General features: G+C 42.1%; 24 protein-coding genes, 4 tRNA genes and 1 riboswitch. Of the genes, 20 read left to right on the plus strand and 8 right to left on the minus strand.

Translation table 11 applies throughout. From position 1 onward, the window contains the following. Positions 1-15: 15 nt before the first annotated feature. The 6 genes from gluQRS to ACE01U_RS12985 all read right to left on the minus strand — a co-directional run bounded on the left by gluQRS (position 16) and on the right by ACE01U_RS12985 (position 6473). Positions 16-936, minus strand: a complete 921-nt coding sequence (gene gluQRS / locus ACE01U_RS12960) for a tRNA glutamyl-Q(34) synthetase GluQRS (RefSeq protein WP_395579645.1) — start codon at positions 934-936, stop codon at positions 16-18. A gap of 2 nt (positions 937-938) precedes the next feature. Continuing rightward, the gene (gene dksA, locus ACE01U_RS12965) at positions 939-1466 is read right to left on the minus strand and encodes an RNA polymerase-binding protein DksA (protein WP_004692816.1); all 528 of its coding nucleotides are present in this window, start codon (positions 1464-1466) and stop codon (positions 939-941) included. A gap of 208 nt (positions 1467-1674) precedes the next feature. Then, complete coding sequence (gene cpdA, locus ACE01U_RS12970) at positions 1675-2472, minus strand: 3',5'-cyclic-AMP phosphodiesterase (RefSeq protein WP_110974809.1); 798 nt, start codon at positions 2470-2472, stop codon at positions 1675-1677. Between the two features lie 10 nt (positions 2473-2482). Next, positions 2483-3103 (minus strand): NUDIX domain-containing protein, encoded by a 621-nt coding sequence (locus ACE01U_RS12975; protein WP_086209759.1) that lies wholly within the window; start codon positions 3101-3103, stop codon positions 2483-2485. Positions 3104-3178: 75 nt separating this feature from the next. Then, positions 3179-5071 (minus strand): phosphomethylpyrimidine synthase ThiC, encoded by a 1893-nt coding sequence (thiC, locus tag ACE01U_RS12980; protein WP_395579647.1) that lies wholly within the window; start codon positions 5069-5071, stop codon positions 3179-3181. Between the two features lie 144 nt (positions 5072-5215). Next, positions 5216-5342, minus strand: a riboswitch (TPP riboswitch). 78 nt (positions 5343-5420) lie between these two features. Then, positions 5421-6473, minus strand: coding sequence for a hypothetical protein (locus ACE01U_RS12985; protein ID WP_395579655.1), 1053 nt, complete (start codon positions 6471-6473; stop codon positions 5421-5423). A 580-nt stretch (positions 6474-7053) separates the two neighbouring features. On the opposite strand from ACE01U_RS12985, the gene phoU reads away from it, so the two are divergent. Beyond that, positions 7054-7770: a phosphate signaling complex protein PhoU gene (phoU, locus tag ACE01U_RS12990; RefSeq protein WP_004692799.1), complete on the plus strand. Its 717-nt coding sequence runs from the start codon at positions 7054-7056 to the stop codon at positions 7768-7770. 446 nt (positions 7771-8216) lie between these two features. Here phoU and ACE01U_RS12995 read toward each other — a convergent pair whose 3' ends face one another. Both ACE01U_RS12995 and argH read right to left on the minus strand, forming a co-directional pair. After that, positions 8217-8489, minus strand: coding sequence for an oxidative damage protection protein (locus tag ACE01U_RS12995; protein ID WP_087528582.1), 273 nt, complete (start codon positions 8487-8489; stop codon positions 8217-8219). 12 nt (positions 8490-8501) lie between these two features. After that, the gene (gene argH / locus ACE01U_RS13000; protein ID WP_004692796.1) at positions 8502-9935 is read right to left on the minus strand and encodes an argininosuccinate lyase; all 1434 of its coding nucleotides are present in this window, start codon (positions 9933-9935) and stop codon (positions 8502-8504) included. Between argH and ACE01U_RS13005 the strand changes: the two genes are divergently transcribed. From ACE01U_RS13005 to ACE01U_RS13095, 19 genes are all read left to right on the plus strand, one after another. Continuing rightward, the gene (locus tag ACE01U_RS13005; protein WP_162900308.1) at positions 9926-11080 is read left to right on the plus strand and encodes a sensor histidine kinase; all 1155 of its coding nucleotides are present in this window, start codon (positions 9926-9928) and stop codon (positions 11078-11080) included. The genes argH and ACE01U_RS13005 overlap by 10 nt on opposite strands. Positions 11081-11130: 50 nt before the next feature. Continuing rightward, on the plus strand, positions 11131-11871 hold the full coding sequence (locus ACE01U_RS13010; protein ID WP_086209756.1) for a LytR/AlgR family response regulator transcription factor: 741 nt from the start codon (positions 11131-11133) through the stop codon (positions 11869-11871). Between the two features lie 118 nt (positions 11872-11989). Continuing rightward, positions 11990-12910 (plus strand): hydroxymethylbilane synthase, encoded by a 921-nt coding sequence (hemC, locus tag ACE01U_RS13015; protein WP_395579648.1) that lies wholly within the window; start codon positions 11990-11992, stop codon positions 12908-12910. 11 nt (positions 12911-12921) lie between these two features. Further along, complete coding sequence (locus tag ACE01U_RS13020) at positions 12922-13701, plus strand: uroporphyrinogen-III synthase (RefSeq protein ID WP_395579650.1); 780 nt, start codon at positions 12922-12924, stop codon at positions 13699-13701. After that, positions 13698-14540: a hypothetical protein gene (locus ACE01U_RS13025; RefSeq protein ID WP_110974804.1), complete on the plus strand. Its 843-nt coding sequence runs from the start codon at positions 13698-13700 to the stop codon at positions 14538-14540. The genes ACE01U_RS13020 and ACE01U_RS13025 overlap by 4 nt, the downstream gene beginning before the upstream one ends. A 4-nt stretch (positions 14541-14544) precedes the next feature. Beyond that, positions 14545-15738, plus strand: coding sequence for a heme biosynthesis protein HemY (locus ACE01U_RS13030; RefSeq protein ID WP_110974803.1), 1194 nt, complete (start codon positions 14545-14547; stop codon positions 15736-15738). A 7-nt stretch (positions 15739-15745) separates the two neighbouring features. Further along, entirely contained in the window at positions 15746-16174 is a 429-nt protein-coding gene (locus tag ACE01U_RS13035) for an acyl-CoA thioesterase (RefSeq protein ID WP_086209751.1), read from the plus strand. Positions 16175-16324: 150 nt separating this feature from the next. Continuing rightward, entirely contained in the window at positions 16325-16648 is a 324-nt protein-coding gene (locus tag ACE01U_RS13040; protein ID WP_086209750.1) for an H-NS histone family protein, read from the plus strand. A gap of 197 nt (positions 16649-16845) precedes the next feature. Beyond that, positions 16846-17556, plus strand: a complete 711-nt coding sequence (gene gspN, locus ACE01U_RS13045; protein WP_119064884.1) for a type II secretion system protein N — start codon at positions 16846-16848, stop codon at positions 17554-17556. After that, positions 17556-18383, plus strand: a complete 828-nt coding sequence (locus tag ACE01U_RS13050; protein ID WP_110974800.1) for a type II secretion system protein N — start codon at positions 17556-17558, stop codon at positions 18381-18383. Before gspN ends, ACE01U_RS13050 begins: the two co-directional genes overlap by 1 nt. Before the next feature lie 39 nt (positions 18384-18422). Then, positions 18423-20750, plus strand: coding sequence for a type II secretion system secretin GspD (gene gspD, locus ACE01U_RS13055; protein ID WP_395579651.1), 2328 nt, complete (start codon positions 18423-18425; stop codon positions 20748-20750). 110 nt (positions 20751-20860) lie between these two features. Further along, positions 20861-21574: an FHA domain-containing protein gene (locus ACE01U_RS13060; RefSeq protein WP_395579652.1), complete on the plus strand. Its 714-nt coding sequence runs from the start codon at positions 20861-20863 to the stop codon at positions 21572-21574. Positions 21575-21659: 85 nt separating this feature from the next. Further along, positions 21660-22328, plus strand: a complete 669-nt coding sequence (gph, locus tag ACE01U_RS13065; RefSeq protein ID WP_395579653.1) for a phosphoglycolate phosphatase — start codon at positions 21660-21662, stop codon at positions 22326-22328. A gap of 112 nt (positions 22329-22440) precedes the next feature. Continuing rightward, positions 22441-23934 (plus strand): anthranilate synthase component I, encoded by a 1494-nt coding sequence (gene trpE / locus ACE01U_RS13070; RefSeq protein ID WP_110974797.1) that lies wholly within the window; start codon positions 22441-22443, stop codon positions 23932-23934. A gap of 98 nt (positions 23935-24032) precedes the next feature. After that, positions 24033-24108 (plus strand) — tRNA-Thr (locus ACE01U_RS13075). 54 nt (positions 24109-24162) lie between these two features. Then, a tRNA-Tyr gene (locus ACE01U_RS13080) sits at positions 24163-24246 on the plus strand. A 40-nt stretch (positions 24247-24286) separates the two neighbouring features. Continuing rightward, positions 24287-24362 (plus strand) — tRNA-Gly (locus ACE01U_RS13085). A 17-nt stretch (positions 24363-24379) separates the two neighbouring features. Beyond that, positions 24380-24454: transfer RNA gene (locus ACE01U_RS13090), tRNA-Thr, on the plus strand. A 146-nt stretch (positions 24455-24600) separates the two neighbouring features. Further along, the coding region (locus ACE01U_RS13095) for a GTP-binding protein (RefSeq protein ID WP_244782822.1) at positions 24601-24716 on the plus strand (116 nt) is incomplete at its 3' end.

The raw sequence follows: 24716 nt of genomic DNA on the forward strand, positions 1-24716 counted from the left end.
GCCGTAATCGTTTTGCTATACATAGGTGCCGTGCAGGGTGGTGCAATGCGGAATTAGCGAAACATCCCATTGTGCGATGGCTTGTTGCAACATTTGTTCAGGGTGGTCTAACTCGACAGCTGGCTGATTTAAAGCGCGTATCGCTTGAGCGAGTAGAGCAGGTGCTTGGTTGAGATCGAGTGCATGTGCCATGTTTTGTTTAGATAGTTTTTGCCCTTGATCATTCATGGCTAAAGGCAGATGCATATAGTTAAGATGCGGGTAATTTAAGAGCTGACCTAAATAAATTTGTCGCTCGGTATTGTCTAAAAGGTCTGCACCACGAACCACATGGGTGATACCTTGTAGGTAGTCATCTACTACGACTGCTAACTGATAGTTGATAATGCCATCACGGCGTTTCAGTACAAAGTCACCGAGCTCATGTGCCAGCTGCGAGCAGTGTCTGCCTTGCAGCGCATCATCAAAACAAATCTCGAGATCTTCCACTTTGACGCGAATGGCTTGTTGCTCAAAAGGCAGAGCAAGGTCACGGCAAGTACCTGCATAAATGTGATTAGAACCGAGTATTTTGCGGGTGCATTGACAGGCATAGACCAGTTGGAGTTGATGCAATTGTTGAATGACGTTTTCGTATAGATCGAGACGATCTTTTTGGAAAATGATCTCTGCATCGGGTTGAAAGCCGAAAGCTTCGATACAACGCAAGATATGGCTTTCACTGCCAGGATAAATGCGGGGAATGTCAGTGTCTTCAATGCGTACTAACCATAAGCCCTGATGTGCTTTTGCTTCGCAATAACTGGCAACGGCTGTAATGAGTGAACCAAAATGCAAAGGGCCGGTTGGCGATGGCGCAAACCGACCCACATAAGCCATCCTGTTGTCCCCCTCCTTTTGTAAAGGAGGGGTTGGGGGAGGATTATTAAATAACATGATTAACCGTTATTTTGCTTCTCTTTGATTTCTGCTAACGTTTTGCAGTCAATACATAAAGTTGCAGTTGGGCGAGCCTCTAAACGGCGCAGACCAATTTCGATACCACAGGTTTCACAGAAACCATAGTCGTCGTTTTTAATCGCTTCAATTGATTGTTCGATTTTGCGGATGAGTTTACGTTCACGGTCACGTGTACGTAGTTCAATTGCAAACTCTTCTTCTTGTGTCGCACGGTCATTCACATCAGGCAAAGCGGTGTTTTCGTCTTGCATGGTGTTGAGTGTACGGTCAACTTCTGACATCAACTCTGCTTTCCAAGCCAATAAGATCTGGCGGAAGTGCTCCAGCTGACCTTCAGACATGTATTCTTCATTTTTTTTCGGCTGATAAGGTTCAATACCAAATAAGCTAGCAGTAGAACCACCGTCAGTCGCTTTGGGCTTAGTTTTGCGCACGCGTTTTGTAGATTTTTCATCTACAACATCAGTTTGTTCGTCTAAGACAGTATTTTGGTTGTCATTCGCCATTTAGGGCAATCCTCATCATATACGTATTCAATACGCAAAAAATATGGTGATATGCAAGTGTTTTTATCCACCCTCGAGTAGATTCCACCCTCGGGGGTCGTCATCATATAGACTTTTTAAGTATTTTGATAGTCTTTGATGTTTGGATTAAATTGATCACTTTTTCGTAAGAGCAACTAAGGTAATTGAAAACGAGAAAAATGAAAAGTTAATAACCTGAAATTTCAACATTTATTTTTTGTTGCGCGTGTGACACGCGCTGTACCTGTGTTTCGTGTGTTCCATCTGCATTTAATTGTAAAATACGATAACCAGGTGCTTGCTCATCTAAAGCAAAATGATCACTTAAAGGCTTAAATTGCACACTGGTTGAAGGTGTCGAATAAAACTGAATATTGTGCCATTCACGCCATGATTCTTGATGTACATGACCTGATAAGACAATTTTGACATTGGTATGTCGTGCCAACACAGCAGTGAGGTCTGGGGTATTCTTGAGTTTATGCTGATCAATCCATTTGGACTGCATTTCAAAGGGATGATGATGACAAGCAATGAGAATATGCTGTTGTGCAAACTCTTGTAAAATCTGTTCCAACTGAATCAACTGAGCTTCATCCACCCATCCATCAACTTTTCCTTTTACTGCGCTATTGAGTAAGACTACGCTCCACGGACCAAAGTGAATAACGTGAGCTTTATTCTGTTGCTCATGAAAAGGGAAGTGTTCAATATTGTCATGATTGCCAGGCACTTGGTAAAACGGCGTCTTTAAACTTTGCATAAAGTCTAGATAGCGCTGATAAGTCCGAGGCACGGGAACCTGTGCCAAGTCGCCTGTATGGACGATGGCATCAATTTTTGGATGGCGTTCAACAATGTGTTGCATCACATGATGAAAGCTTTGCTCTGGATTCATATGTACAAATTCCAAATGATCTTGATCCATCAAGTGCGTATCGGAAATTTGGACAATGATCCAATTTTTTTCATTATTTAAAGTCATGTCTGACCCCTTAGACATTCCTTGTCGTTTTAATCTGTTGTTGTAGCCATTGCAAGGCCATTATGACAGGCGCATTTCTGAGCCGACCATTGGAAAGTAATGTACCAATCTGCGCATAATCAATTAGGTGCAATAAAATGTTCTCACCTTCATCTGGCATACCGAAGACACCGCCTTGTTCAGGTAAATTGGCTGCAGCACTATACAGATGGAACAGTTCAGCACAGGCGCCCGCAGAAGGATAGAAGCTGAACAGATGTTGTAATTGTTCAATCTGACAACCTGATTCTTCTAGTGCTTCGCGACGAATACAACTTTCGGGTGATTCATCTCCATCTAAAACCCCTGCAATAATTTCTAGCTGCCAAGCTGAATCTTGGTCATCCATAGCGCCGATACGAAACTGTTCAATCAGTGCAAATTTTTGTTGTGTATCGTCATAAATCAAGACACCAGCCGCTTCAGGGCGCTGAATGAGCTCACGTGAAATCACAGAGGTGTACTCAGTTTGATTAAACAGACGATGACGTAAATTTACTTTTTCTACTTGGATAAAACCCCGAAACAGAAAGGTTCTGTCTACAATTTGGACATCTTCACGGTGATATGTAGCTTGCTTAATTATGTTCATAAAGCTCAATCAGGATGAAATTTATCACCTCATCCTAACTGAGAATCGCATGATTACAAAAGGTTTTTTATGAACTTACACTTTTTGGTACAAGTTTTGTCCTGTTGCATGGAACTGTTTTTTCATGCTATTGAGGCCTGATTCAACCTCTTCTTGCTGAATTTTATTCAGTTCAGTGTTCTGTTTATTTTGTGCATAATCCCTGACGTTTTGGGTGATTTTCATCGAACAAAATTTCGGACCGCACATCGAACAGAAGTGTGCAGATTTGTGTGCTTCTTTTGGCATAGTCTCATCATGCATGCTACGCGCCGTGTCTGGATCAAGGCTTAAATTAAACTGATCTTCCCAGCGGAATTCAAAACGTGCTTTAGACAGGGCATTGTCACGGACTTGCGCACCCGGATGACCTTTGGCCAAATCTGCCGCATGCGCTGCAATTTTATAGGTGATGATGCCATCTTTGACATCTTTCTTGTTCGGCAGGCCCAAGTGTTCTTTGGGGGTGACATAACACAGCATGGCAGTCCCGTACCAACCAATCATCGCCGCACCAATCGCAGAAGTAATATGGTCATAACCTGGGGCAATATCGGTGGTCAATGGACCTAAAGTATAGAAGGGCGCTTCTTGGCAAACTTCAAGTTGCAGATCCATGTTTTCTTTGATCATATGCATAGGCACATGCCCTGGCCCTTCAATCATCACCTGAACATCATGTTTCCACGCACGATGAGTGAGCTCACCTAATGTGCGTAACTCAGAGAACTGTGCTTCGTCATTGGCATCTTGAATACAACCTGGACGTAGACCATCACCGAGACTAAATGACACGTCATAGGCTTTCATGATTTCGCAGATTTCATCGAAATGTGTATAGAGGAAGTTTTCCTGATGATGGGCCAAACACCACTGCGCCATGATCGAACCGCCACGAGAGACAATGCCAGTGAGACGATTTGCAGTCATCGGTACATAACGTAATAAGACACCCGCATGAATGGTGAAATAGTCTACACCTTGCTCCGCTTGCTCAATCAGCGTGTCTTTGAAGATTTCCCATGTAAGGTCTTCCGCCACGCCATCGACTTTTTCTAAAGCTTGATAGATAGGCACGGTACCAATCGGAACAGGTGAGTTACGGATAATCCACTCACGGGTTTCATGGATATTTTTACCGGTCGATAAGTCCATGATGGTGTCTGCACCCCAACGGGTTGCCCACGTCATTTTTGCGACTTCTTCATCAATTGAAGAACCGAGAGCCGAGTTACCAATATTGGCATTGATTTTCACCAAGAAGTTTCGACCAATGATCATCGGTTCAATTTCAGGGTGGTTAATATTGGCAGGAATAATCGCACGTCCTTCAGCCACTTCTTTACGCACAAACTCAGGTGTGATTTCCATCAAATTATGCGCGCCAAAGTTTTGCCCCACGTGCTGACGTGCATCGACCCCTTCGCGTTGACGTTGATTTTCACGAATAGCGATGTATTCCATTTCAGGCGTAATGATGCCTTGTTTAGCATAATGCATCTGCGTGACATTGTGGCCCGCTTTGGCACGACGCGGTTTTTGAATATGCGCAAAGCGAATCTCAGCGGTACGAATATCCCGTAAACGTTCTTGACCAAAGCTTGAGCTGAGGCAGTCTAATATTTCAGTATCGTCGCGCTCTTCAATCCAACTTTCACGAACATTTGGTAGACCTTTATTCAGATCAATACTGACATTGCTATCGGTATATACGCCAGAGGTGTCATATACCATGACAGGCGGATTGTACTCACCGCCTAAACCTGTTGGAGTTTCGGTCAGTTCAATCTCACGCATGGGGACTTGAATGTCTGGGCGCGAACCTTGGATATAGACTTTTTTAGAGGCAGGCAAGATACGGGTCAGGTCTTTGGCATCTTGTTCATGTTGTGCTGAAATTTCAGCGGAAAGATTCGTTAAATGGTTCATTGCAATGATCCTTATGAATGACATCAACGAATCAAGCACGACCAAAAACGATGGCAATTGAAGCTATTTCTATGTGTTGTTGATTTGTGGATACAAATGCAACGAATGTATTTCTACTGGAAATAGTTCAATGAAAGGCGTTCAGTTTTTAGATGGCTTGATTCCTACGCAGGTCTTAACCTGATCAGGTTCAACGGTACTCATCTTCAAAACTTCATAAAAAGCTTTAGATGATCTCAGCGAGTTGTTACTCGCGCTCCGTCAAGCGATGCATCATCTTAACATGCATGTTAAGCAAAAACAGCGATCTTTTTACTCAAAATATGAGCACAATTTGAGAGCGTATATGTTAGCGGTTCAGGCAAATGGCATCACTTAAGCAGTCTTTGCCTTGGTCGGGTTGAACCATACGGAGTTGAATAAAGTGAGCGAGTTGAGTTTGTAATAATTGCTCTGCACCTAAACGCTGCGGATGAGTGGAAGCAGGCAAGATGATTTGAGCTGTTCTTTGTTCAGGGCTAAGTTCAATAAATTTCAAAAATAAACGTGCATGATCGGTGACTACTGAATTTTTGAGTTCAGCAAGACGCTCAATTTCCTCTAAATAACTGCTTTGTACGGTATAGCCATCATAAACAGCTTGAGTATTTGGTCCAATAAACAGCAAGGTGCTATATAGATTCAATAAATGGCGGGCATCTTGATGATAGCTACTTTGAGGATATTGTCTTAAATAACTTTCCCAATACAATGCACGATCTGCAATTTCTTTAGCATCAATTTTAACTTGATGGTCGATCACGGCAGGGTACTGATTTTGTGCTGCTAAATGTTCAATAAACGCTTGCTCTGCAACAGGTAAATAGGGTGCAAAAATTTTAGCTAAATATTCAGGGCTGCGGCGGTAATGGACTTCCCCTTCGCCTGCGTCGAATAACTCCACATAAGATTGGCCTTGATGTTTGATTAAGTATTGGTCACGAAGCGTTAATTGTTCAAAAAGACTCTGTTGAATGGTCGGGTGCTGTGCCATTTCTAAAGCATAACTTTCAAAAGCACGTTGTTGCTGTGGCGTACGATCGACGGCTAAGAAGTCACTGTACATTTTATTAGATAAACTCAATAAATGTTTTTGCTGTTGGAAATCAAGTAAAGGTAGACATAGTTTCAAGTCTTGGTTGATTTGTTCTAAAGCAAAAGTGGTACGCTGAGCATCTATTTCGGACATGTTTTTGCCAATTTTTTGGCACAAATCTGTGAGATCCATCGTTTGTGACGAAAACGCTTCAATTCTAGCTGGTTCCTGAAAACTCACTGGCTCTGGTTTCTGACAGGCAGCCAGCATTACGCACAAAAATATGAGCGTATATGTTTTAAGTGAAAAGAAAGAAAAATGATTCACAGCAACTCGATTTAGAAAACTCAGTTCAGCGACAACAAGATATAGAGACACTCCGTTTCTCCACGCCTCATTTTATAGAGGAATCAGATTTTTAATGTGTAGTATTGTGAATGAATGTGGTTCAGGGTTTATGACGCTGGAAAATATTTACTTCATAATGAATGCATTAAGATATGTCAGTGTAATGTATGCAATAAAAAATATACGAAACTAATAACAATTCGTTTGAATAAACTTTTGCTTTTGATGATGTTGGCGAAAGCTAAGTTGTGACAGGTGTAATTGAATTCGATGCATGTCAATTTGGTTAAAAGCTTAGTGCTAAAAATGGACATTCATGGGGAAGGCATACTGTTTTAATCAAAATACAATGCGGATACTTGAAAGGTGATTTGCGCATTATCTTGCATTTAAAGGCATCTGTGGGTAAGTTGACTGACTATGAGATGCGAAAAATGAAAGCATTGTGGATCGACAAAACAAGCTCAGAATGAGCTCTTGTCATCAAATCTTCATAATTGATATGTTTTAATATCGCTCAAACTTTAGTCCCTCATGATGTTGCTGTGGAGTACGTCCTTTGCCAAATAGTCCTGTTTTAAACCATCACATTTCTTCACAGTTCAATGAAGATTTGCAGGATGTGAATACTAAATTTATGACCATGGGTGGTTTGGTAGAGCAACAAGTGGCAAATGCAATTCATGCTTTACTCGACACCGATGCCAACTTAGCGGTAGATGTACAGTTTAAAGACAATGCAGTGAATCAATTAGAGCGTGAAATTGATGAAGCATTGACCTTGATCTTAGCCCGTCGCCATCCTGCTGCGATTGATTTGCGTATGGTGATTGCAATGTCGAAAGCCAATACTGATCTAGAGCGTATTGGTGATGAGGCTGCGAAAATTGCTCGTATTGCGCAAAGTTTATGTGAAGATGGCGAATCACCACGTGGTTATATGGAAACGCGTCATATTGGTAACCAAGTTCGTGTCATGATTCATGATGCTTTAGATGCGTTCGCGCGTTTGGATGCTGAGCAAGCGTTACGGGTGATGATGGCCGATGCTGATATTGACCGTGAATATCAGTCTGCAACGCGTACTTTGATGACGTATATGATTGAAGACCCGCGTCATATTGCGCGCGTGATTAATGTGATGTGGGTATTACGTTCATTAGAACGGATTGGCGACCATGCGCGTAACATTTCTGAGCAAGTGATTTACATGGTGAAAGGCTTGGATGTGCGTCATACCAGTTTTGAAGAAGTTGAAAAACATATCCAAAAATAAAAAAGCGAATTTTATTTTTCAAGCACAACTTCGGTTGTGCTTTTTTATGGTTGCTTAATTTTTGGATAAAAAAAATCTCAGATTTTGGGGGAAATCTGAGACTAAAATCGGGGATATTTATCGTTATAGATAAGAGGTTTCCCTCTATCCTTGAATGTCATTATAGGAAAGATGTTTTTCTGCGTCATGTAGGTTCTTGTAGTGTAATGTTGAGTTTTATACAGGTTCTGTAGCGCTATGTTTACACTCAATCATTTGGATACAAATAATCGGTTTAAACAGTAATTAAGTCATCCACGTGTCATCTATCTTCTTTTTTACTTTAGAGATTGATTTAGTCAATCGACATGCAAATAAAAAAAGAGTCCTTTTACAGACTCTTTCATGGCATTTGAAACGATGCGCTTCGCTTGTCTTACGGCGTGCTGGAGCAGTACTCCGCTTTATTACGCCTCAGGCTTTAGGCCTTCTGCTTTTTCTAAGCTTTCATCATTGTTAAAGAACTTCTCACGTTGTTCTTCAAGAAACTTTTTTGCATCTGGTTCAAACACATTTAGGCGCTTTTCATTGATTAAAGTGGTTTGGTGCTTTAACCATTCTCCCCAAGCTTGCTTGGAGATGCTTTCAAAAAGCTCTTGACCTTTTACACCTGGAAACGGTGCAAAGTCTAAACCTTCCATTTCTGTTTGATATTTACGGCAAAAAACTTGTCGAGTCATATCTAGACGTCCTTATTGAGCATAAAGTTTTTCTAAACGCGCATGGGCACGTTCAATGGCAGCTTCTACTTGCGCAGGTGCAGTTCCACCAATGTGGTTACGCGCATTGACTGACGCTTCAAGGGTCAGCGCTTTTTCAAACACATCAGCTTGAATTAAGTCAGAGAACTGTTGAAGTTGTTCTAAAGTCAATTCAGAGAGGTCTTTGGACTCTTGAACACCTAAAGCAACAGCTTTACCCACAATTTCATGTGCATCACGGAAAGCCACACCATTTTTAACAAGGTAATCAGCTAAGTCGGTTGCGGTTGAGAAGCCACGAAGCGCTGCTTCACGCATGATGTCGATGTTTGGCACCAAAGCAGGAATCATGTCTGCAAAAGCCATGAGCGAGCCACGCACGGTATCAATCGCATCAAACAAAGGTTCTTTGTCTTCTTGATTGTCTTTGTTATACGCCAACGGTTGACCTTTCATGAGTGTTAACAAACTCATCAAATCGCCATAGACACGGCCTGTTTTACCACGTACTAACTCAGGCACATCTGGGTTTTTCTTTTGTGGCATGATGGATGAGCCCGTACAGAAACGGTCTGGAATGTTTACAAACTTAAATTGAGCAGATGTCCATAGAATGAGTTCTTCTGACATGCGTGATAAGTGCATCATGATCAGCGAAGCCGCAGCATTGAACTCAATACCGAAGTCACGGTCAGATACTGCATCAAGCGAGTTTTCAGAAACAGCCTCAAAACCCAATAACTCTGCTGTAAATGCGCGGTCGATGGGGTAAGTGGTACCTGCCAGTGCTGCTGAACCTAAAGGCATACGGTTAGTACGTTTACGACAGTCAATGAGGCGCTCAGAGTCACGGACTAACATTTCAAACCATGCCAATAGGTGGTGACCAAAAGTCACAGGCTGTGCTGTTTGTAAGTGGGTGAAACCTGGCATAATGGTATGCGTGTTTTGAGCCGCAATACTCAAAATACCTTTTTGTAATTTTTTTAGTAATTCTAAAATGGCATCAATTTCATCGCGAACATAGAGGCGGATATCGGTTGCCACTTGGTCGTTACGGCTACGACCTGTATGGAGCTTTTTACCTGTGATGCCAATCCGTTGAGTCAAACGCGACTCAATATTCATGTGCACATCTTCTAGGTCAATACGCCATTCGAACTGACCCGCTTCGATTTCAGCTTGAATGGTGTTTAAGCCATTGATGATGTCATCACGTTCTTGTTCGGTCAGAACGCCAACTTTTGCAAGCATGGTCGCATGGGCAATAGAGCCTGCAATATCTTGTTTATAAAAGCGTTGGTCAAATTGTACAGATGCTGTAAATTCAGCAACAAAGGCATCAGTAGCTTCAGAGAAACGACCGCCCCACATACCCGAAGTTTGGGCTTGTGACGGATTTGAGGAATTAGAAGATGTGGTCATGTCGGCTCAATAAGATAAAAAGCGGTAGAACTCGCATGAGTATAACAAATTCAAGACAACTTGCCGAAGTTCAAGATGCGCAAAGTTTAACTTCCAGTATGACCAAGCCCAATATTTCCTATTTATTTAGTAAAATTGTGCAATGGCCACATTTGCTGGAGCTGTTTGTTGGTGGAAATTTGTTGGCTATGCTGTTGGCTTTGGCCGAAGCACAGTCTTGGTCAGCTTTGGTGTTTGGGCATGTGCTGAGTTATATGCTTTACATTAATTGGGTGTTGCTGTCGTTTACCGCACTGATGCAGTATGCTCAAAAAAAGTTGCAAAATTTAAGTTTAGGTATGACTTTATTGTCAGGCTTTTTTTTATTACAGATCATTGTTTTGGCAACCACGCTGAGTCTTAATATACTGATCTTCTTTGGCATCAATTTTAGTCTCAAAGGTTTAACTTCGCCAGTTTTATTCGAGGATGTGGCACTACATTTGGGTTATGGTCTGCTGTTGGGGACTTTTTGTTTTCGTTATCTATATTTAAGAGAGCAGTGGTTCAGGCAGCAACATAGTGAACTGAATGCGCGGGTACAAGCTATGCAAGCCCGTATTCATCCACATTTTTTGTTTAATAGTTTAAATAATGTTGTCAGTTTAATTGCGATTGATCCAGATAAAGCAGAGCAAATGTTACTCAACTTGTCGCGCCTGTTTAGAGCCAGCTTTCAAGAGCTGAAGTTGGTGAAGTTAAGTGATGAAATTGAGCTATGTCAACGCTATTTGGCAATCGAGCAAATTCGTTTGGGAGATCGTTTACAGGTTGAATGGAAAATCGAACATGCCGAGTTATGTCCGCAGGTACATATTCCACTCTTAACTTTACAACCTTTACTTGAAAATAGTATTTTTCATGGAGTTGAAAAATTTTTAACTAAGAGTACGATAAGTGTACTGATTGAAATATTGCAAAATCAAGTTAATATCGTGATAACTAACCCATTTACAAAGGAAACAATTCATAAACGACAGGGACATGGTATTGCCATTGAAAATGTGAAGCAGCGTCTAGAAGCATATTTTGGGCGTAGTGTCAGTTTTCAAACTTATGCAGGGGAAGGAATGTATACCACTGTTGTGCAGTATCAATATAAATAAGCCACAGTGAACCTATAAAAATAAACAAGGTGACTGTTGGGGGGAGATAAATGGACATCCTAATTTGTGATGATGAGCCTTTAGCAATTGAACGTTTATCTCGATTGGTGAGTCAGCTTGGACATCAGGTGGTGGCAACCGCATCGCATGGTCAACAAGCTATAGAACTCACTCAACAATATGAGCCAGACGTTGTACTTTTGGATATTCAAATGCCAGAAATGGATGGTTTAACCTGTGCGCATTTTTTGCGTCAGCTTGAGCCCATGCCTGCTTTGGTGTTTTGTACAGCTTACGATGAACATGCGCTTGACGCATTTAAGTCACATGCTGAAGGCTATTTATTAAAACCAGTGATGCAACAGGAATTGCAACAGGTGCTTGGTCACCTCACTAAATTAACCCAAGCTCAAATGAGCGAGATAAAACAAAAAGAAAATATGGACGAATTTAATGTAAAGCGACATCAAATCGCAGCGAAAACCTATCGTGGTGTGGAGTTGGTTCCTGTTGAAAATATTTATTATTTTTTAGCGGATCAAAAATACGTCACTGTCCGTCATAGAAATGGCAGTGTTTTAATTGATGAAACCTTAAAAGACTTAGAACATGAGTTTGGGGATGCCTTTATTCGCATCCACCGCAATGCTTTGGTTTCAGTTCACTTTTTAGAAGGGTTAGAGGTGGTTAACTCTGGACAGTATCAAGTGCGTTGCCGTGAGCTAGATGAACGTTTGGCAGTCAGCCGACGGCATTTGCCAGGATTGCGTGAGCGCTTACATAAGCTCTAACTTAAAGCCATCGGTAATGCTGCAAGAAATGAGACTCAGTGCTTTAGGCTGAATACATTTCCAATGGGGGAAATTCAGTTTAAGATAGTTTCATTCTTATTGGCACATACTAAAATTTATGAAAACCCTAAAGATCGCTACTCGACAAAGCCCACTTGCTCTTTGGCAGGCTGAACATATTCGTGCTCGTTTAGAAGCATTGCATGAGGGGCTCACCGTAGAGTTGGTAACTTTTGTTACTCAAGGGGACAAAATTTTAGATACGCCATTGGCAAAAATTGGTGGCAAAGGTTTATTTGTCAAAGAGCTTGAAGCAGCGTTATTGGATGGTCGTGCTGATTTGGCAGTGCATTCGATGAAAGATGTTCCAATGGCTTTGCCTGAAGGCTTATCACTGGCGGTCATCTGTGAGCGTGAAGATCCTTTAGATGCCTTTGTGTCGAATAGTTATGCGAGTTTTGATGCATTGCCACAAGGGGCAAAGGTTGGTACTTCGAGTTTGCGCCGTAAATGCCAAATCTTAAAACAACGACCAGACCTAGACATTATCGACTTACGCGGCAATGTGGGAACACGTTTATCTAAACTGGATGCGGGTCAGTATGATGCCATCATTTTGGCCAGTGCAGGATTAAAACGTTTGGGTTTGGCAGAGCGTATCCGCCATACCATTCAACCAGAGTTGAGTTTACCTGCTGTGGGTCAGGGGGCTTTAGGGCTAGAGTGTCGTGGAAATGATCAAGTAGTCTTGGACCTGATTCATCCCTTACTACATCTAGAAACAGATACTTGTGTACGTGCTGAACGCGCTTTCAATGCTTATCTTGAAGGTGGCTGTCAGGTACCGATTGCAGGTTATGCCACTTTAGCAGATAACCGCATTCAGCTTGAAGGCCGCGTGGGCAGTGTCGATGGGCAAACCTTACTGAAAGCACAAGTGACAGGTGATGTTGCTGAAGCAGAGCATTTAGGGGTTGTACTGGCGCAAGAGCTATTGGCACAAGGCGCTGGTGACTTGCTCAAAGCTTTTTATCATTAATATTGGTTACGATGTTGTTTATTAATACGCGTCCAGTCGATCGGGCGAAAAGCCTGACTCAAGTGCTAGAGCAACAGGCGGTTGAGGTCTACTCTCTGCCTTTATTGGAACTCATTCCAAGGCAATGGGATACAGACTTGGCACATTTGTATGATCAGTTGCCTCAGGTACAGGTTGTGGTCGTGGTTAGTCCAAGTGCTGTACAGTTTGGTATGGATCAATTGGTGCACAGTGGGTTAGCTCTGTCTGACTTAAAGCATCTTCAGTGGATTGCTGTTGGACAAAAAACAGCGCAGGCTTTGGCTGAATATGGTTTGGACAGTGTGGTGCCTGAGGTGGAAAGCTCAGAAGGGATGTTACAATTACCTGTTTTGCAGAACTTGGCTGGTGATGCGAGCATTGCATTTTGGCGTGGCGAGGGTGGGCGTCAGTTTATGATGGACACCTTAATGCAACACGGGCGTTTTATACTGAACTTTGTGCTATATGAACGCCGTTGTCCTCATCAAACTTTGCAGCAACAGGCTGAATTGGTTCAATGTTTATCAGAACATAATGATTATGTTGCGCTGATCAGTAGTGAGGCTAGTTGGCTGAATTGGTTAGCTCTGCTAGACACAAACATTCAACTTTTGCAAAAAGGACACTTTTTGGTATTAGGTGAACGTTTGGCTCACATCTTGAAACAGTCTCAACAGCAAATGTATGTACAGTTTAAAGTGAGTGTACTGAAAGACTTAAAGACAGCCACGATTGTACAGTTGTTATGCAGTGGGCAAGGGAACGCATGAAGAAGATTCTTATAGTGGTGTTAATGGCTGCGTTGGCGTGGGTTGCGAAGCTGAGTTATGACGTGTGGGGGCTGAGTACACAGCAAACTGCTTTGTTGAGTGAGATGCACCAAATCGAGCAGCGCAGTGCTAATTTGAACGATCAAGTTGTCGCCATGCAACGTCAAAAAGAAACTTTGAAGCAGAGTCCTGCAGTAGCGAATGCGACGAGTAGTCAGCTCACTGAAGAAGTGGTTGAGGGTATTGATCCAATTTTGTTTATCAAACAACAACTGGACTTGGTGGAGTTTGCCTTAAAGCAACAGCAGTATGTGGTGGCCACCGATAAATTGGCCTTTTTAGATATGCAACTAGAAAAATATAACTTGGCTGTGGCGTTGAAGCAAAGTCTGCATCAGGTCATCGCGCGAGATATGCAAACCATTCAGAAATTTGTGGCTGAGCGCAATGAACAGCAAGCACAAATTAACCGTCAACTGCAACAGATTGATCTGGCTTTAAATCGTGAAATACAGCAACCACAGTTAAGCACCGTACGTGATTCGTCTGAACCCTTTTGGAAACAATGGTTTAAGCTTGAACCTGCTCAAGCACCCGCAACAGCGTTAATGCAACGCCAGATTATTTTGAAAGAGGCCCAATTGCGTTTGTTATTGGCCCGCCAAGCCTTAATTTCAGGACAATACACCGAATACCAAAAAGATTTGACTGAGGTTATGTTGCTCATTCAGCAGCTACCAGATCCTAAAGCTAAAGAACTGCTAAAACAATTGAATAAATTAAAGACTTTGATGGTCGTGCCCACCCCGATTTTAGGCACACGTGCGTTGCTGGGGTAATGAGATGAAACAAATACTGACTGCTTATGGCTTGGTGAGTTTAATTGCGATTGCTGTACTGAGTGTTTTGAGTTACGGACATGGTGCAGGCTATGTCTATGTATTTTGGCATGACTGGCAATTGCAAACCAATCTTTGGGTGATGTTTCTTGCATTAGCCGTACTGAGTCTTGGTTTGCACCTATGTTGGCTCGGGCTGAAACGTTATCTTAGTCGGGAAAAACGTAAAGCAGAAACGGTTTTTGATTTTAAAAATTTACATCCCTACGAGCAATTGGCTGTGATCTGGTTGTTAGATGCAGGTCGAGATCAGCAGGCCTTTATTCAAAATGCGTTTGCTCAGTCGGGCTTGCTCAAAAGTATTATTGATGCGCGCTTATACTTGATGAAGGCGCAGTTTCCAGAAGCACTCAGTGCACTAAGTCAAAGCAATGCAATGGCTTTTGAACTGGCTGAACTTCAGCGTATTGAACTCTTTTTAGCGAAAGAGGATGCGGAACAAGCACTCACTCATCTTGAGTTTCTTAATCAACATGAACTTTCACCATGGCTAAAGGATGTACAAACAGCTTATGAATCCTGTTTAAAAGAGTTGTGGGGGCGTTTCGCGGTTCAGTTTCCATGGCTGTATTTGCGTTCAACCCAATATGGTCATTTGGATCAGGATGTGAAGAAAGCATGGTTGAAACGTTTGTTGATTAAATTTGATCAAGCCAGCTATGACAATTTAGAAGATTTAAAACAGCGCTATTTAGATCTATCGGATCAGATTTTTACCCGCAGTTATGATATTCAACTTTTATGGCTTAAATTATTAGCGCGCATGCCTGATTTGAGTGCACAACATGAAATTCTGTCGATTCATTTGCTCAATCAACAGTTTAATGCAGAAGTATTTTATTTGTGGTTTCAACAGCAACTTTTGAAACAGCTACCTGATTATGTCGATTTACAACAGCATATCGAAGCATGGGAAGCGAAGTATATGAGTGTGCCCGTTTTGAGTTTTGCAAAATGGCATATTTATACGGCTTTAGGGAACAAAGACCAAGCCGATGAGTTATTAAATTTATATCCAGATAATGTATTAATGAACTATTTAAGAATCAAGTCGACCTTAAACGGAGATGAGGATTTAATTAAACAGTTAAATTTAATTTTTGAAAATAATGCAAATTTTGTCGAAATGAAAATATAGGTGGATAATGCGGAGCCTGTTAGATTACCCATTGGTTTATACCCAACAGGTGGCTTGGGGAGATATGGATGCCTTTGGTCATGTTAATAACGTCATGTATTACCGTTATGTGGAAAGTGCTCGTTTGGCCTATATTGAGCGGACAGGTATTTTATCTTCGGACATACTGACTGTGGTCGCATCAAATCAGTGCAAGTATTTAAAACCTGTATTTTATCCAGATCAATTAAGCATCGGTGCACGGATTGAAGAACTTAGAAATAGTGCATTTCGTATGCATTATTTACTCTGGAGCGAGCAACAACAATCTATCGTTGCAGAAGCGGAAGCGGTTATTGTTTGTGTCGATAAGGTGAATATGCAGAAAACATTAATCCCTGAACTGACGCGTCATAAACTCAAAGAATTCGAGTTAACCATCGGACATAAAATATAAATGTCTTTTTATTTATTTTAAAAGTCGCTAGACTATATAAATACTGTCTAAGTATTGTTGTTTAAGTCATGGATGAGTTGAGTCTTTGGTCTAATCAAAATATTATTAAATAGGCTCAGTAAATAAAATGTTGGTTAATGGAGTTAATGTATGCCAGATATTAGTAATTTATCCGTAGAAGAGTTAAAGCGTCTACAAATCGAAGCGGAAGCTTTAATTGCATCTAAAAAAGATCAAGCAGTTGAAGATGCATATACCCAAATTATTGCAATTGCAGAAAATGTAGGTTTAAGCATCGAACAAATTTTAGAGTTTGGTGCAACGAAGCGTAAGAAAGGCACGCGTAAGTCTGTCGAGCCACGTTACCGTAACAAAAGTAATGCTGCTGAAACATGGACAGGTCGTGGTAAGCAACCACGCTGGTTAGTGGCTCAGTTGGAAAAAGGTGCGAAGCTAGAAGATTTTCTAATCTAAGTCATCGCCTTGTCACAGACGTGACATAAACTGCGAAAACCAAGCATTATATGCTTGGTTTTTTTTGTAGTTAACGTTTGGTGTTGTTGTAAAATTATGCATAATGTCTATCAAAGAAAGACAAAAAATGAAGCAAGGAAGAATAATTGAAAGTTCGTGGTGGGAGAATCACAAAACCTAAATACGTCACGTGGTGGATGTTTACAGTTGTAGTATTTTTAATCTTCGTTTTGCTGCAAATACCGGCAGCATGGCTCATTGCAAAATTTTATAAAAACAATCAGATTTTGCAGAATGTCAGCGGTAATCTTTGGCATGGACAGGCCGATTGGCAAACTGGAAAATTACGTGGAACCGTTGTTTGGACAACCCGACCTTTAGATTTACTGTTACTGCGTGCAGGCGCCAATGTTGAGATTTATAGTGCCAATACCAAACTGGATGGTGTGTTGGCCTATGGTTTCGGGAAAAAAGTCATCGTGCGGGATTTGAACGGACAAATTGCTCCAGAAACTTTAAAGTCGATCGCCAATTGGCAATGGCCTAGCAATGCAATCCAGTTGCAAGAAATTGATTTTAATTATAAAAAAGAGCAAGGTTTTAGTCAGGTAGGTGGTGGCATGCAGTGGGCTGGAGGGGAATTGATGTATATCTTTGCGCAACGTCCACAGCAAATGCAAATTCCATCGTTGGCAGGAAAGTTATCGCAAGATCAAAATAAACTCATGATTAATTTGCAGGATCAACGTCAACAAAAACTCATGAATTTAACGGTTGATCCAGACTTGATGCTGGATGTGCAATTAACCCAACGTTTAATGTTAAATGTGCCATCTTATCAAGGTAAAGCAGGTCTAGATAGTTATGTGGTGAGTTCGCGTCAGCCTCTGCTGAATGGGGGCTTTTAATGGGTTTTGATCTACAGAAATTACCAGAGCTGAACCTTAAACAGTTTGAGCGCCTAGCACCACTGTGTTTAATGCTTTTGATCTTGGCACTATGCTGGAAGTTGGCTGGCTTATTTTGGCTCTGGGTAGCGCCACCACAAGTTATGCAAATGCCACGTGTTGAATTGGGTTCACAGCAACCCCAAGTCCCGAATATTACCAATTTTGCGTTATTTGCAGAGCAAAGTAAGAATCCTGCAGATGATCAGCTCAATCTACAGCTACAAGGTGTGGTGGTTGGGCAACCTAGTCAGTTTTCATCTGCTGTGATTAAGTCAAATAATGTAGCAGATCGTTATCGGGTGGGGGAAAGCATAGAAGGCAGTTCATATTATTTGGCTGAGGTCTATTGGGACCGCGCGATTCTCAAAAATAACAGTGGGCAAACCCGAGAATTGTTGTTCCAAGGAATTGATAATCTAGATCAGCAAATTGTGGCTCCGACGACTGCACCTGTTGCAGTTCCTCCTGTGAGTCAAGAGCAGCAAGCATTAGGCCAGGCAGTACAGGGCTTACAACAAGATCGCGAGCAATATTTAAAGGATTTGGGTGTCGGTACCAACAATAATGCTGGCCAAGGTTATCAAGTGACGGAACAAACCCCTGCTGCACTACGTAGTCGTTTAGGCTTGCAGGCGGGAGATCAGATTATGTCTTTAAACGGTCAAGCGATCGGACAGGGGCAAAATGATGCGCAGTTGTTGGAGCGTGCGCGTCGTGAAGGACAAGTAAAAATAGAAGTGAAACGTGGTGATCGTATCATTACGGTACAACAAAATTTTCAGTGATCAAGCATCACCAGTATCAGTTAGGAATGATTTGGATTTATGGCTTTATTGAATCACCGCTCAGCATGGGCACTAACAATTGCAGCACCTTTGCTTGCCACGGTGAGCACAGCCAGTTATGCGCAAACATGGAAAATTAATCTACGCGATGCAGATTTAACTGCATTTATTAATGAAGTTGCAGATATCACTGGGAAAAATTTTGCGGTGGATCCAAGGGTTCGTGGCAATGTTACGGTCATTTCAAACAAAGCACTTAACAAAGAAGAAGTTTATGATTTGTTCTTAGGGGTGCTGAATGTGAATGGTGTAGTGGCAATACCATCTGGAAGAACCATTAAAATTGTGCCTGATAGCAATGTAAAAAGCTCAGGCATTCCCTATGATGCACGTCACCGCGCCACAGGTGATCAGATTGTGACGCGGGTGATTTGGCTGGAAAATACCAATGCCAATGATTTAATTCCAGCATTACGCCCGCTGATGCCACAATTTGCACATTTATCGGCAGTGAATGGAACCAATGCACTGATTGTTTCCGATCGTGCTAGCAATATTTATCAGCTTGAAACCATTATCCGTAATTTGGATGGTACGGGACAAAATGACATTGAAGCGGTGTCGTTACAGTCGAGTCAAGCTGAAGAGATGATAGGGTTGTTGGAGAGTATGAGCGGCACAGGTTCCATCAAGGACTTAAAAGGCTCAAGAATACGTATTATTGCAGATAACCGCACCAATCGGATTATTTTAAAAGGGGATACCGCTACACGTAAACGTATTCGCCAAATGATCGAGATGCTCGATGTGCCTGCTGCGGAACGTCTGGGTGGCTTGAAGGTTTTTCGTTTAAAATATGCCAGCGCCAAAAACTTATCTGAGATTTTACAAGGCTTAGTTTCGGGACAAGCAGTCAATAGTAACGAGTCTGCTGATAATAGTGGCAACACTAATGCGGCCTTTAGTCAAAATAATAACAGTGAGGGTTCGTCTTCACAGATTTCTACACCCAGTATTAACTTAAATAGCCAGTCTAATCGCAATCAAAACAACATCACCAGTTTTAATAGTAATGGAGTGAGTATTATTGCTGATAGCTCACAAAATGCGTTGGTTGTTAAAGCCGATCCACAGCTCATGCGTGAAATTGAGTCTGCTATTCAGCAATTGGATACTCGTCGTCAGCAGGTCCTGATTGAAGCAACTATTCTTGAAGTGGAAGGAAATGATGCAGATCAACTGGGCGTACAATGGGCGATGGGTGATTTAAGCAGTGGTGTGGGAATTATTAACTTTGACAATATTGGTTCAAGTTTACAAAGTATTGCGGCGGGTTATTTAGCCAGTGGTGGTGCAGGGGCAGCCAGTGCAATTGGAGCTGGTGCTTCACTCATTTTGGGTGATTACAAAGAAGGCAGTGATGGTTCTCGCCAATTATATGGTGCCATGATTCAGGCTTTAAAGAGTAAAACCAAGTCGAATCTGCTTTCCACACCGTCTATTGTGACTATGGATAATGAAGAAGCCTATATCGTTGTGGGGGAGAATGTACCGTTTGTGACGGGTTCGGTTTCTACCACATCTTCAGGCACAGCCAATCCCTATACAACGATTGAACGTAAAGATGTGGGTGTAACGCTTAAGGTGGTGCCACATATTGGGGAAGGCGGAACGATCCGTTTAGAGATTGAACAAGAAGTCTCAGATGTCAAAACCAATAAGGGTGAAGCGCAAGATTTGGTTACCAGTAAGCGTGCGATCAAGACTTCAGTCTTGGCAGAACATGGTAATACCATTGTTCTAGGTGGTTTGATTTCTGATAATACAGCCTATTCACGCCAGTCAATTCCTGGTCTAGGTGCAATTCCTGGTTTGGGGCGCTTATTTCGTTCAGATGGTAAGACGGATCAGAAACGCAATTTGTTGGTTTTCATTCATCCAACGATTGTTGGTGATGCTGAGTCAGCACGTCGCCTTTCCCAACAGCGCTATAGTCAGTTATACAGTTTGCAGTTGGCTATGGATAAAGATGGTAGTTTTTCAAAATTACCAGAAAATGTCGATGATGTCTTCCAGCAACGTTTGCCTGTTAGCTCAACGAAACCAAGCTTGCCACAATCTTATCAGCGTGTACCGAGCAGCCCGACAGCAACTCAACCTAAGGTAGAAACAACACCTGTTGCGATTGAACCTGTGATTCAAAAACAACCCATTGCTAAAGTGCCTCAGAAGACCACGTCAAGTCAGTTGCCACAAGTGCAGCAACCTGAGTCTGTATGGAAGAATTTAAGTGTTGATCGGATGCAAGGTGCCATGCTTGGGCAGATGACACAAAATTCGGTCTCGACAACTTACTTTAAAATCTGAGGATTTACAGTTAAATACAGCATAGATGATTTTACTTCATCTGCATAAAAGGCAAAATGGTAAAGAATATTCACTGTGTTATGATAAATCAGCACATAGAGAGATAAGTCATGACTTGGAAAATACAAGCAATTTCTGGTGAGTTAACTGGTCAAGAAATTAATATTGATCGTGATATGTTGGTGGGTCGTCATCAGACTGCAGATATCTTATTACAACAATCTGAAATTTCGCGTAAGCACGCAGCCTTTTTACTGAAAGAGCAAGCACTCTGGTTACAAGATCTCGGTTCGTCAAATGGCACGTTTGTCAATGATGTGCAAATTGCTGTAGAGACCTTGTTAAAGCAGGGTGATATTGTCCAGTTTGCCAGCTTAAAGTTTTCAGTACTTGAGCCTGCAAAGCCACTTGAGCAGGTGGTTGAGTCAGTAGATGATGCGACGTTGGGTGCGACTGTGGTAGAAGAGACGATTGCTCAGCCATCGGAAGCTGTTGCTACTTCGGAAACAGCACAAGCAGAACCTGAGCAACCCAAAACAGTAGCACAGCAAATGAATGATCAGGGAATGCCTGAGCTGAAAGAGCGCGATGCTAATGTAAGCCTAACACGTGATGGTATGCCGCAAAATGTCGGTATTCCTAAACCTGCGCCTATTCCTGAAGGTGTAGATGTTACTGCTTCAAATGAGCCCCCAACTGAGGTTAGTGAAGTTTCAACACCCGTTGCTCAAGCGGCTGAGACGCAAAAGAATGCCTCTGTTGGGCTGATCTCGATCATTGTCTTGATTATTTTAGCCATTATTGCGTGGCTGATGTTCAAATAAGATTCAGATCACACTACAATCAAGGCATGCAACAGCATGCCTTGATTGTTTTTGGGCAGCACATGATAAAAATGGGTGAGGGTGAATGAATATTGCTAACTTGGCGCAACGAGAAGTTTTACTTTTTGATTTAGATGGAACCTTGGTGGATTCTGCAACAGATTTACATCGTGCCATGAACATGAGTCTCAATGCCATGCAACTACCAACCGTGACGGAAGAACAGGTGCGGATCTGGATAGGAAAAGGAACGGCTCTGTTTTGTCAAAGTACCTTGAAGCATTTGACTGGTGAAGTTGATCCAGCCCAGCAACAACAATTATTGGATACGTTTTTAAAGATTTATAATGCTGACCCATGTGCGGAAACGCTACCTTTTGATGGCATTGTGCCATTTTTGGAATGGGGCTTGGCGCAAAAGAAAACCATGATTTGTGTGACCAATAAGCCTGAACAACCTGCTCGCGCCATTGTCGATCATTTGGGGATGAGTCATTATTTTGCTGATGTCATCGGTGGAGATCGTTTTGAAGAGCGCAAACCTCATCCGCGTCAGTTGTTACACTGTGTTGAACAATATGCGCAAAACAAAGACCAGGTCTTAATGATTGGGGACTCATCCAATGACGTTGAGGCTGCACGCCGTGCGGGTATTGATTGTGTTGTGGTCAGCTATGGCTATAATCATGGTGAAAATATTTTAGACTGTCAGCCACAACAAGTGGTAGATAATCTGTGTGAGCTGATTGGGTAACTTTGTAAACGAAGGAATGAACATGAGTAAACATATGGCTTTTCGATGGCGAAACTCAACCTGCTAATTTTAAAAACTGATATCGCCATATTGAAAAAATAGAGAAACACTCATGACAACACAAGCTCAATTCGATCAACTCAAAAACTCAGGTTATAACCTAATTCCTGTCTATCGTCAGCGTTTAGCCGATACCGAGACGCCATTATCTGTTTTTGCTCGCCTAAAAGAGCATAAGCAAGCCTATTTGTTTGAATCCGTGGAGGGTGGTGAAAACTGGGCGCGCTACTCGATTATTGGTTTAGGTGAATCGACAGTTTTCTCGTGCAACGCAGGTGAGCTCACCATTCAACAAGCCGATGGAGCGATAGAAAAGCAGCCTTGCGTAGATCCTTTTCAATATATCCGTGATTTTCAAGCTCAATATAAAGTTCCAACCCAAGCAGATTTACCTGCTTTACCAAGCTTTACAGGGGGCTTGGTGGGTTACTTTGGTTATGATGCAGTACGTTATATTGAACCACGTTTAAATAACGTGCCAGAAGCGGATCCTGTAGGCTTACCAGATATTTGGATGATGCTGTCTAAAACAGTAATTGTGTTTGATAATTTAAAAGATACTTTATTCCTGATCGTGCATGCTGATGTCAATAATGCGGAGGCTTATCAGCAAGCACAGCAGCAACTAGATGTTCTAGAGGATTTGTTGGCAACACCAATTAGTCTTAAAGCGACTCCACATACTGCACCACATTTTGAGTCACTCACTGGAAAACAGAAATTCTTAGAATCCATTGAGACGGTGAAAGAGTATATTCGTGCGGGTGATGTGATGCAGGTCGTACCAGGGCATCGCATGGTTTCTGACTTTGATGGAGAACCTCTGCAAGTATATCGCGCACTACGTCATTTGAATCCATCGCCTTACTTGTTCTTGGTGCAAGGGCAAACTTTGGAAAATAATCAGCCTTTTCATATTGTCGGCTCGTCCCCTGAAATTTTATCGCGTCTTGAAAATGGCATTGCAACGGTACGTCCGCTGGCAGGAACACGCCCACGTGGTAAAACCAAAGAAGAAGACTTAGCTCTTGAGCAAGACTTATTATCGGATGAAAAAGAGATTGCAGAACATTTGATGTTGATTGACTTGGGGCGAAATGATGTCGGTCGCGTCTCAAAAATTGGAAAAGTGCAAGTGACAGATCAAATGGTGATCGAACGTTATTCACATGTCATGCATATTGTGTCCAATGTTCAAGGCGAAGTCCGTGATGATGTGGATGCATTGGATGTTTTTAAAGCAACTTTCCCTGCAGGCACTCTTTCAGGTGCACCTAAAATTCGAGCAATGGAAATTATTGACCAAGTTGAGCCCGTAAAACGTGGAATTTTTGGTGGTGCTGTTGGTTATTTGGGCTGGCATGGTGAAATGGACATGTCGATTGCGATTCGTACCTGCGTGATTCGTGAAAATAAGGTCTATGTACAAGCAGGAGCAGGGCTTGTTTATGACTCAAATCCTGAATCTGAGTGGAATGAAACCCAAATAAAAGCTCGCGCAGTGATCAAAGCGGTTGAATTATCATCAAACGGATTGATTTTGTGAGTTTTTGACGTTTTTTTTGAAAAAAACACTTGCAAGGATTTTGAGTTTTGCTAAACTGCACACCGTTCCGATACGAAACGTACGAAACACTAAGAAACGCCGGCATAGCTCAGTTGGTAGAGCAACTGACTTGTAATCAGTAGGTCCACAGTTCGAATCCGTGTGCCGGCACCATCTTAGAGAGTTGAGTAAGTTAAGTAAAGAGCGACACTGAAGTAAGTGTAAAATGGTGAGGTTCCCGAGCGGTCAAAGGGGGCGGACTGTAACTCCGCTACGAAAGTTTCGAAGGTTCGAATCCTTCCCTCACCACCAATTTTAAGACTTCAAAAAGTGGTCTTTGTACCAACATCGTGCGGGAGTAGCTCAGTTGGTAGAGCGGTAGCCTTCCAAGCTACATGTCGCGAGTTCGACCCTCGTCTCCCGCTCCATTTGAAGTTTTATATTTGCTCTTATAGCTCAGTGGTAGAGCACTCCCTTGGTAAGGGAGAGGTCTCGAGTTCAAATCTCGATAAGAGCTCCAGATTACAGTTTAGTAGATTATCTACAAGTTTTAAGAAAGCAGGCTTATTAGTCTGCTTTTCAAGTATTTGGTGTCTGATTTTTTTAGGCGATGTGTCGATACTGAGTTGTTTATACCTGTGTTCGACGTAAACGAGGAAGATGAACATGGCTAAGGCTAAGTTTGAACGTAATAAGCCACACGTTAACGTGGGCACAATCGGTCACGTTGACCATGGTAAAACAACTTTAACAGCTGCAATTGCAACTGTATGTGCGAAGAA

The organism is Acinetobacter halobius, from assembly GCF_044130335.1.
In the GTDB taxonomy this organism is placed as follows: domain Bacteria; phylum Pseudomonadota; class Gammaproteobacteria; order Pseudomonadales; family Moraxellaceae; genus Acinetobacter.

Bases quoted from the DNA above. Each gene is read 5' to 3' on its own strand.
- gluQRS (WP_395579645.1), bottom strand. From the start codon at position 936: ATGTTATTTAATAATCCTCCCCCAACCCCTCCTTTACAAAAGGAGGGG.
- dksA (WP_004692816.1), bottom strand. From the start codon at position 1,466: ATGGCGAATGACAACCAAAATACTGTCTTAGACGAACAAACTGATGTT.
- cpdA (WP_110974809.1), bottom strand. From the start codon at position 2,472: ATGACTTTAAATAATGAAAAAAATTGGATCATTGTCCAAATTTCCGAT.
- ACE01U_RS12975 (WP_086209759.1), bottom strand. From the start codon at position 3,103: ATGAACATAATTAAGCAAGCTACATATCACCGTGAAGATGTCCAAATT.
- thiC (WP_395579647.1), bottom strand. From the start codon at position 5,071: ATGAACCATTTAACGAATCTTTCCGCTGAAATTTCAGCACAACATGAA.
- ACE01U_RS12995 (WP_087528582.1), bottom strand. From the start codon at position 8,489: ATGACTCGACAAGTTTTTTGCCGTAAATATCAAACAGAAATGGAAGGT.
- ACE01U_RS13005 (WP_162900308.1), top strand. From the start codon at position 9,926: ATGTGGTCATGTCGGCTCAATAAGATAAAAAGCGGTAGAACTCGCATG.
- argH (WP_004692796.1), bottom strand. From the start codon at position 9,935: ATGACCACATCTTCTAATTCCTCAAATCCGTCACAAGCCCAAACTTCG.
- ACE01U_RS13010 (WP_086209756.1), top strand. From the start codon at position 11,131: ATGGACATCCTAATTTGTGATGATGAGCCTTTAGCAATTGAACGTTTA.
- hemC (WP_395579648.1), top strand. From the start codon at position 11,990: ATGAAAACCCTAAAGATCGCTACTCGACAAAGCCCACTTGCTCTTTGG.
- ACE01U_RS13020 (WP_395579650.1), top strand. From the start codon at position 12,922: ATGTTGTTTATTAATACGCGTCCAGTCGATCGGGCGAAAAGCCTGACT.
- ACE01U_RS13025 (WP_110974804.1), top strand. From the start codon at position 13,698: ATGAAGAAGATTCTTATAGTGGTGTTAATGGCTGCGTTGGCGTGGGTT.
- ACE01U_RS13030 (WP_110974803.1), top strand. From the start codon at position 14,545: ATGAAACAAATACTGACTGCTTATGGCTTGGTGAGTTTAATTGCGATT.
- ACE01U_RS13035 (WP_086209751.1), top strand. From the start codon at position 15,746: ATGCGGAGCCTGTTAGATTACCCATTGGTTTATACCCAACAGGTGGCT.
- ACE01U_RS13040 (WP_086209750.1), top strand. From the start codon at position 16,325: ATGCCAGATATTAGTAATTTATCCGTAGAAGAGTTAAAGCGTCTACAA.
- gspN (WP_119064884.1), top strand. From the start codon at position 16,846: ATGTTTACAGTTGTAGTATTTTTAATCTTCGTTTTGCTGCAAATACCG.
- ACE01U_RS13050 (WP_110974800.1), top strand. From the start codon at position 17,556: ATGGGTTTTGATCTACAGAAATTACCAGAGCTGAACCTTAAACAGTTT.
- gspD (WP_395579651.1), top strand. From the start codon at position 18,423: ATGGCTTTATTGAATCACCGCTCAGCATGGGCACTAACAATTGCAGCA.
- ACE01U_RS13060 (WP_395579652.1), top strand. From the start codon at position 20,861: ATGACTTGGAAAATACAAGCAATTTCTGGTGAGTTAACTGGTCAAGAA.
- gph (WP_395579653.1), top strand. From the start codon at position 21,660: ATGAATATTGCTAACTTGGCGCAACGAGAAGTTTTACTTTTTGATTTA.
- trpE (WP_110974797.1), top strand. From the start codon at position 22,441: ATGACAACACAAGCTCAATTCGATCAACTCAAAAACTCAGGTTATAAC.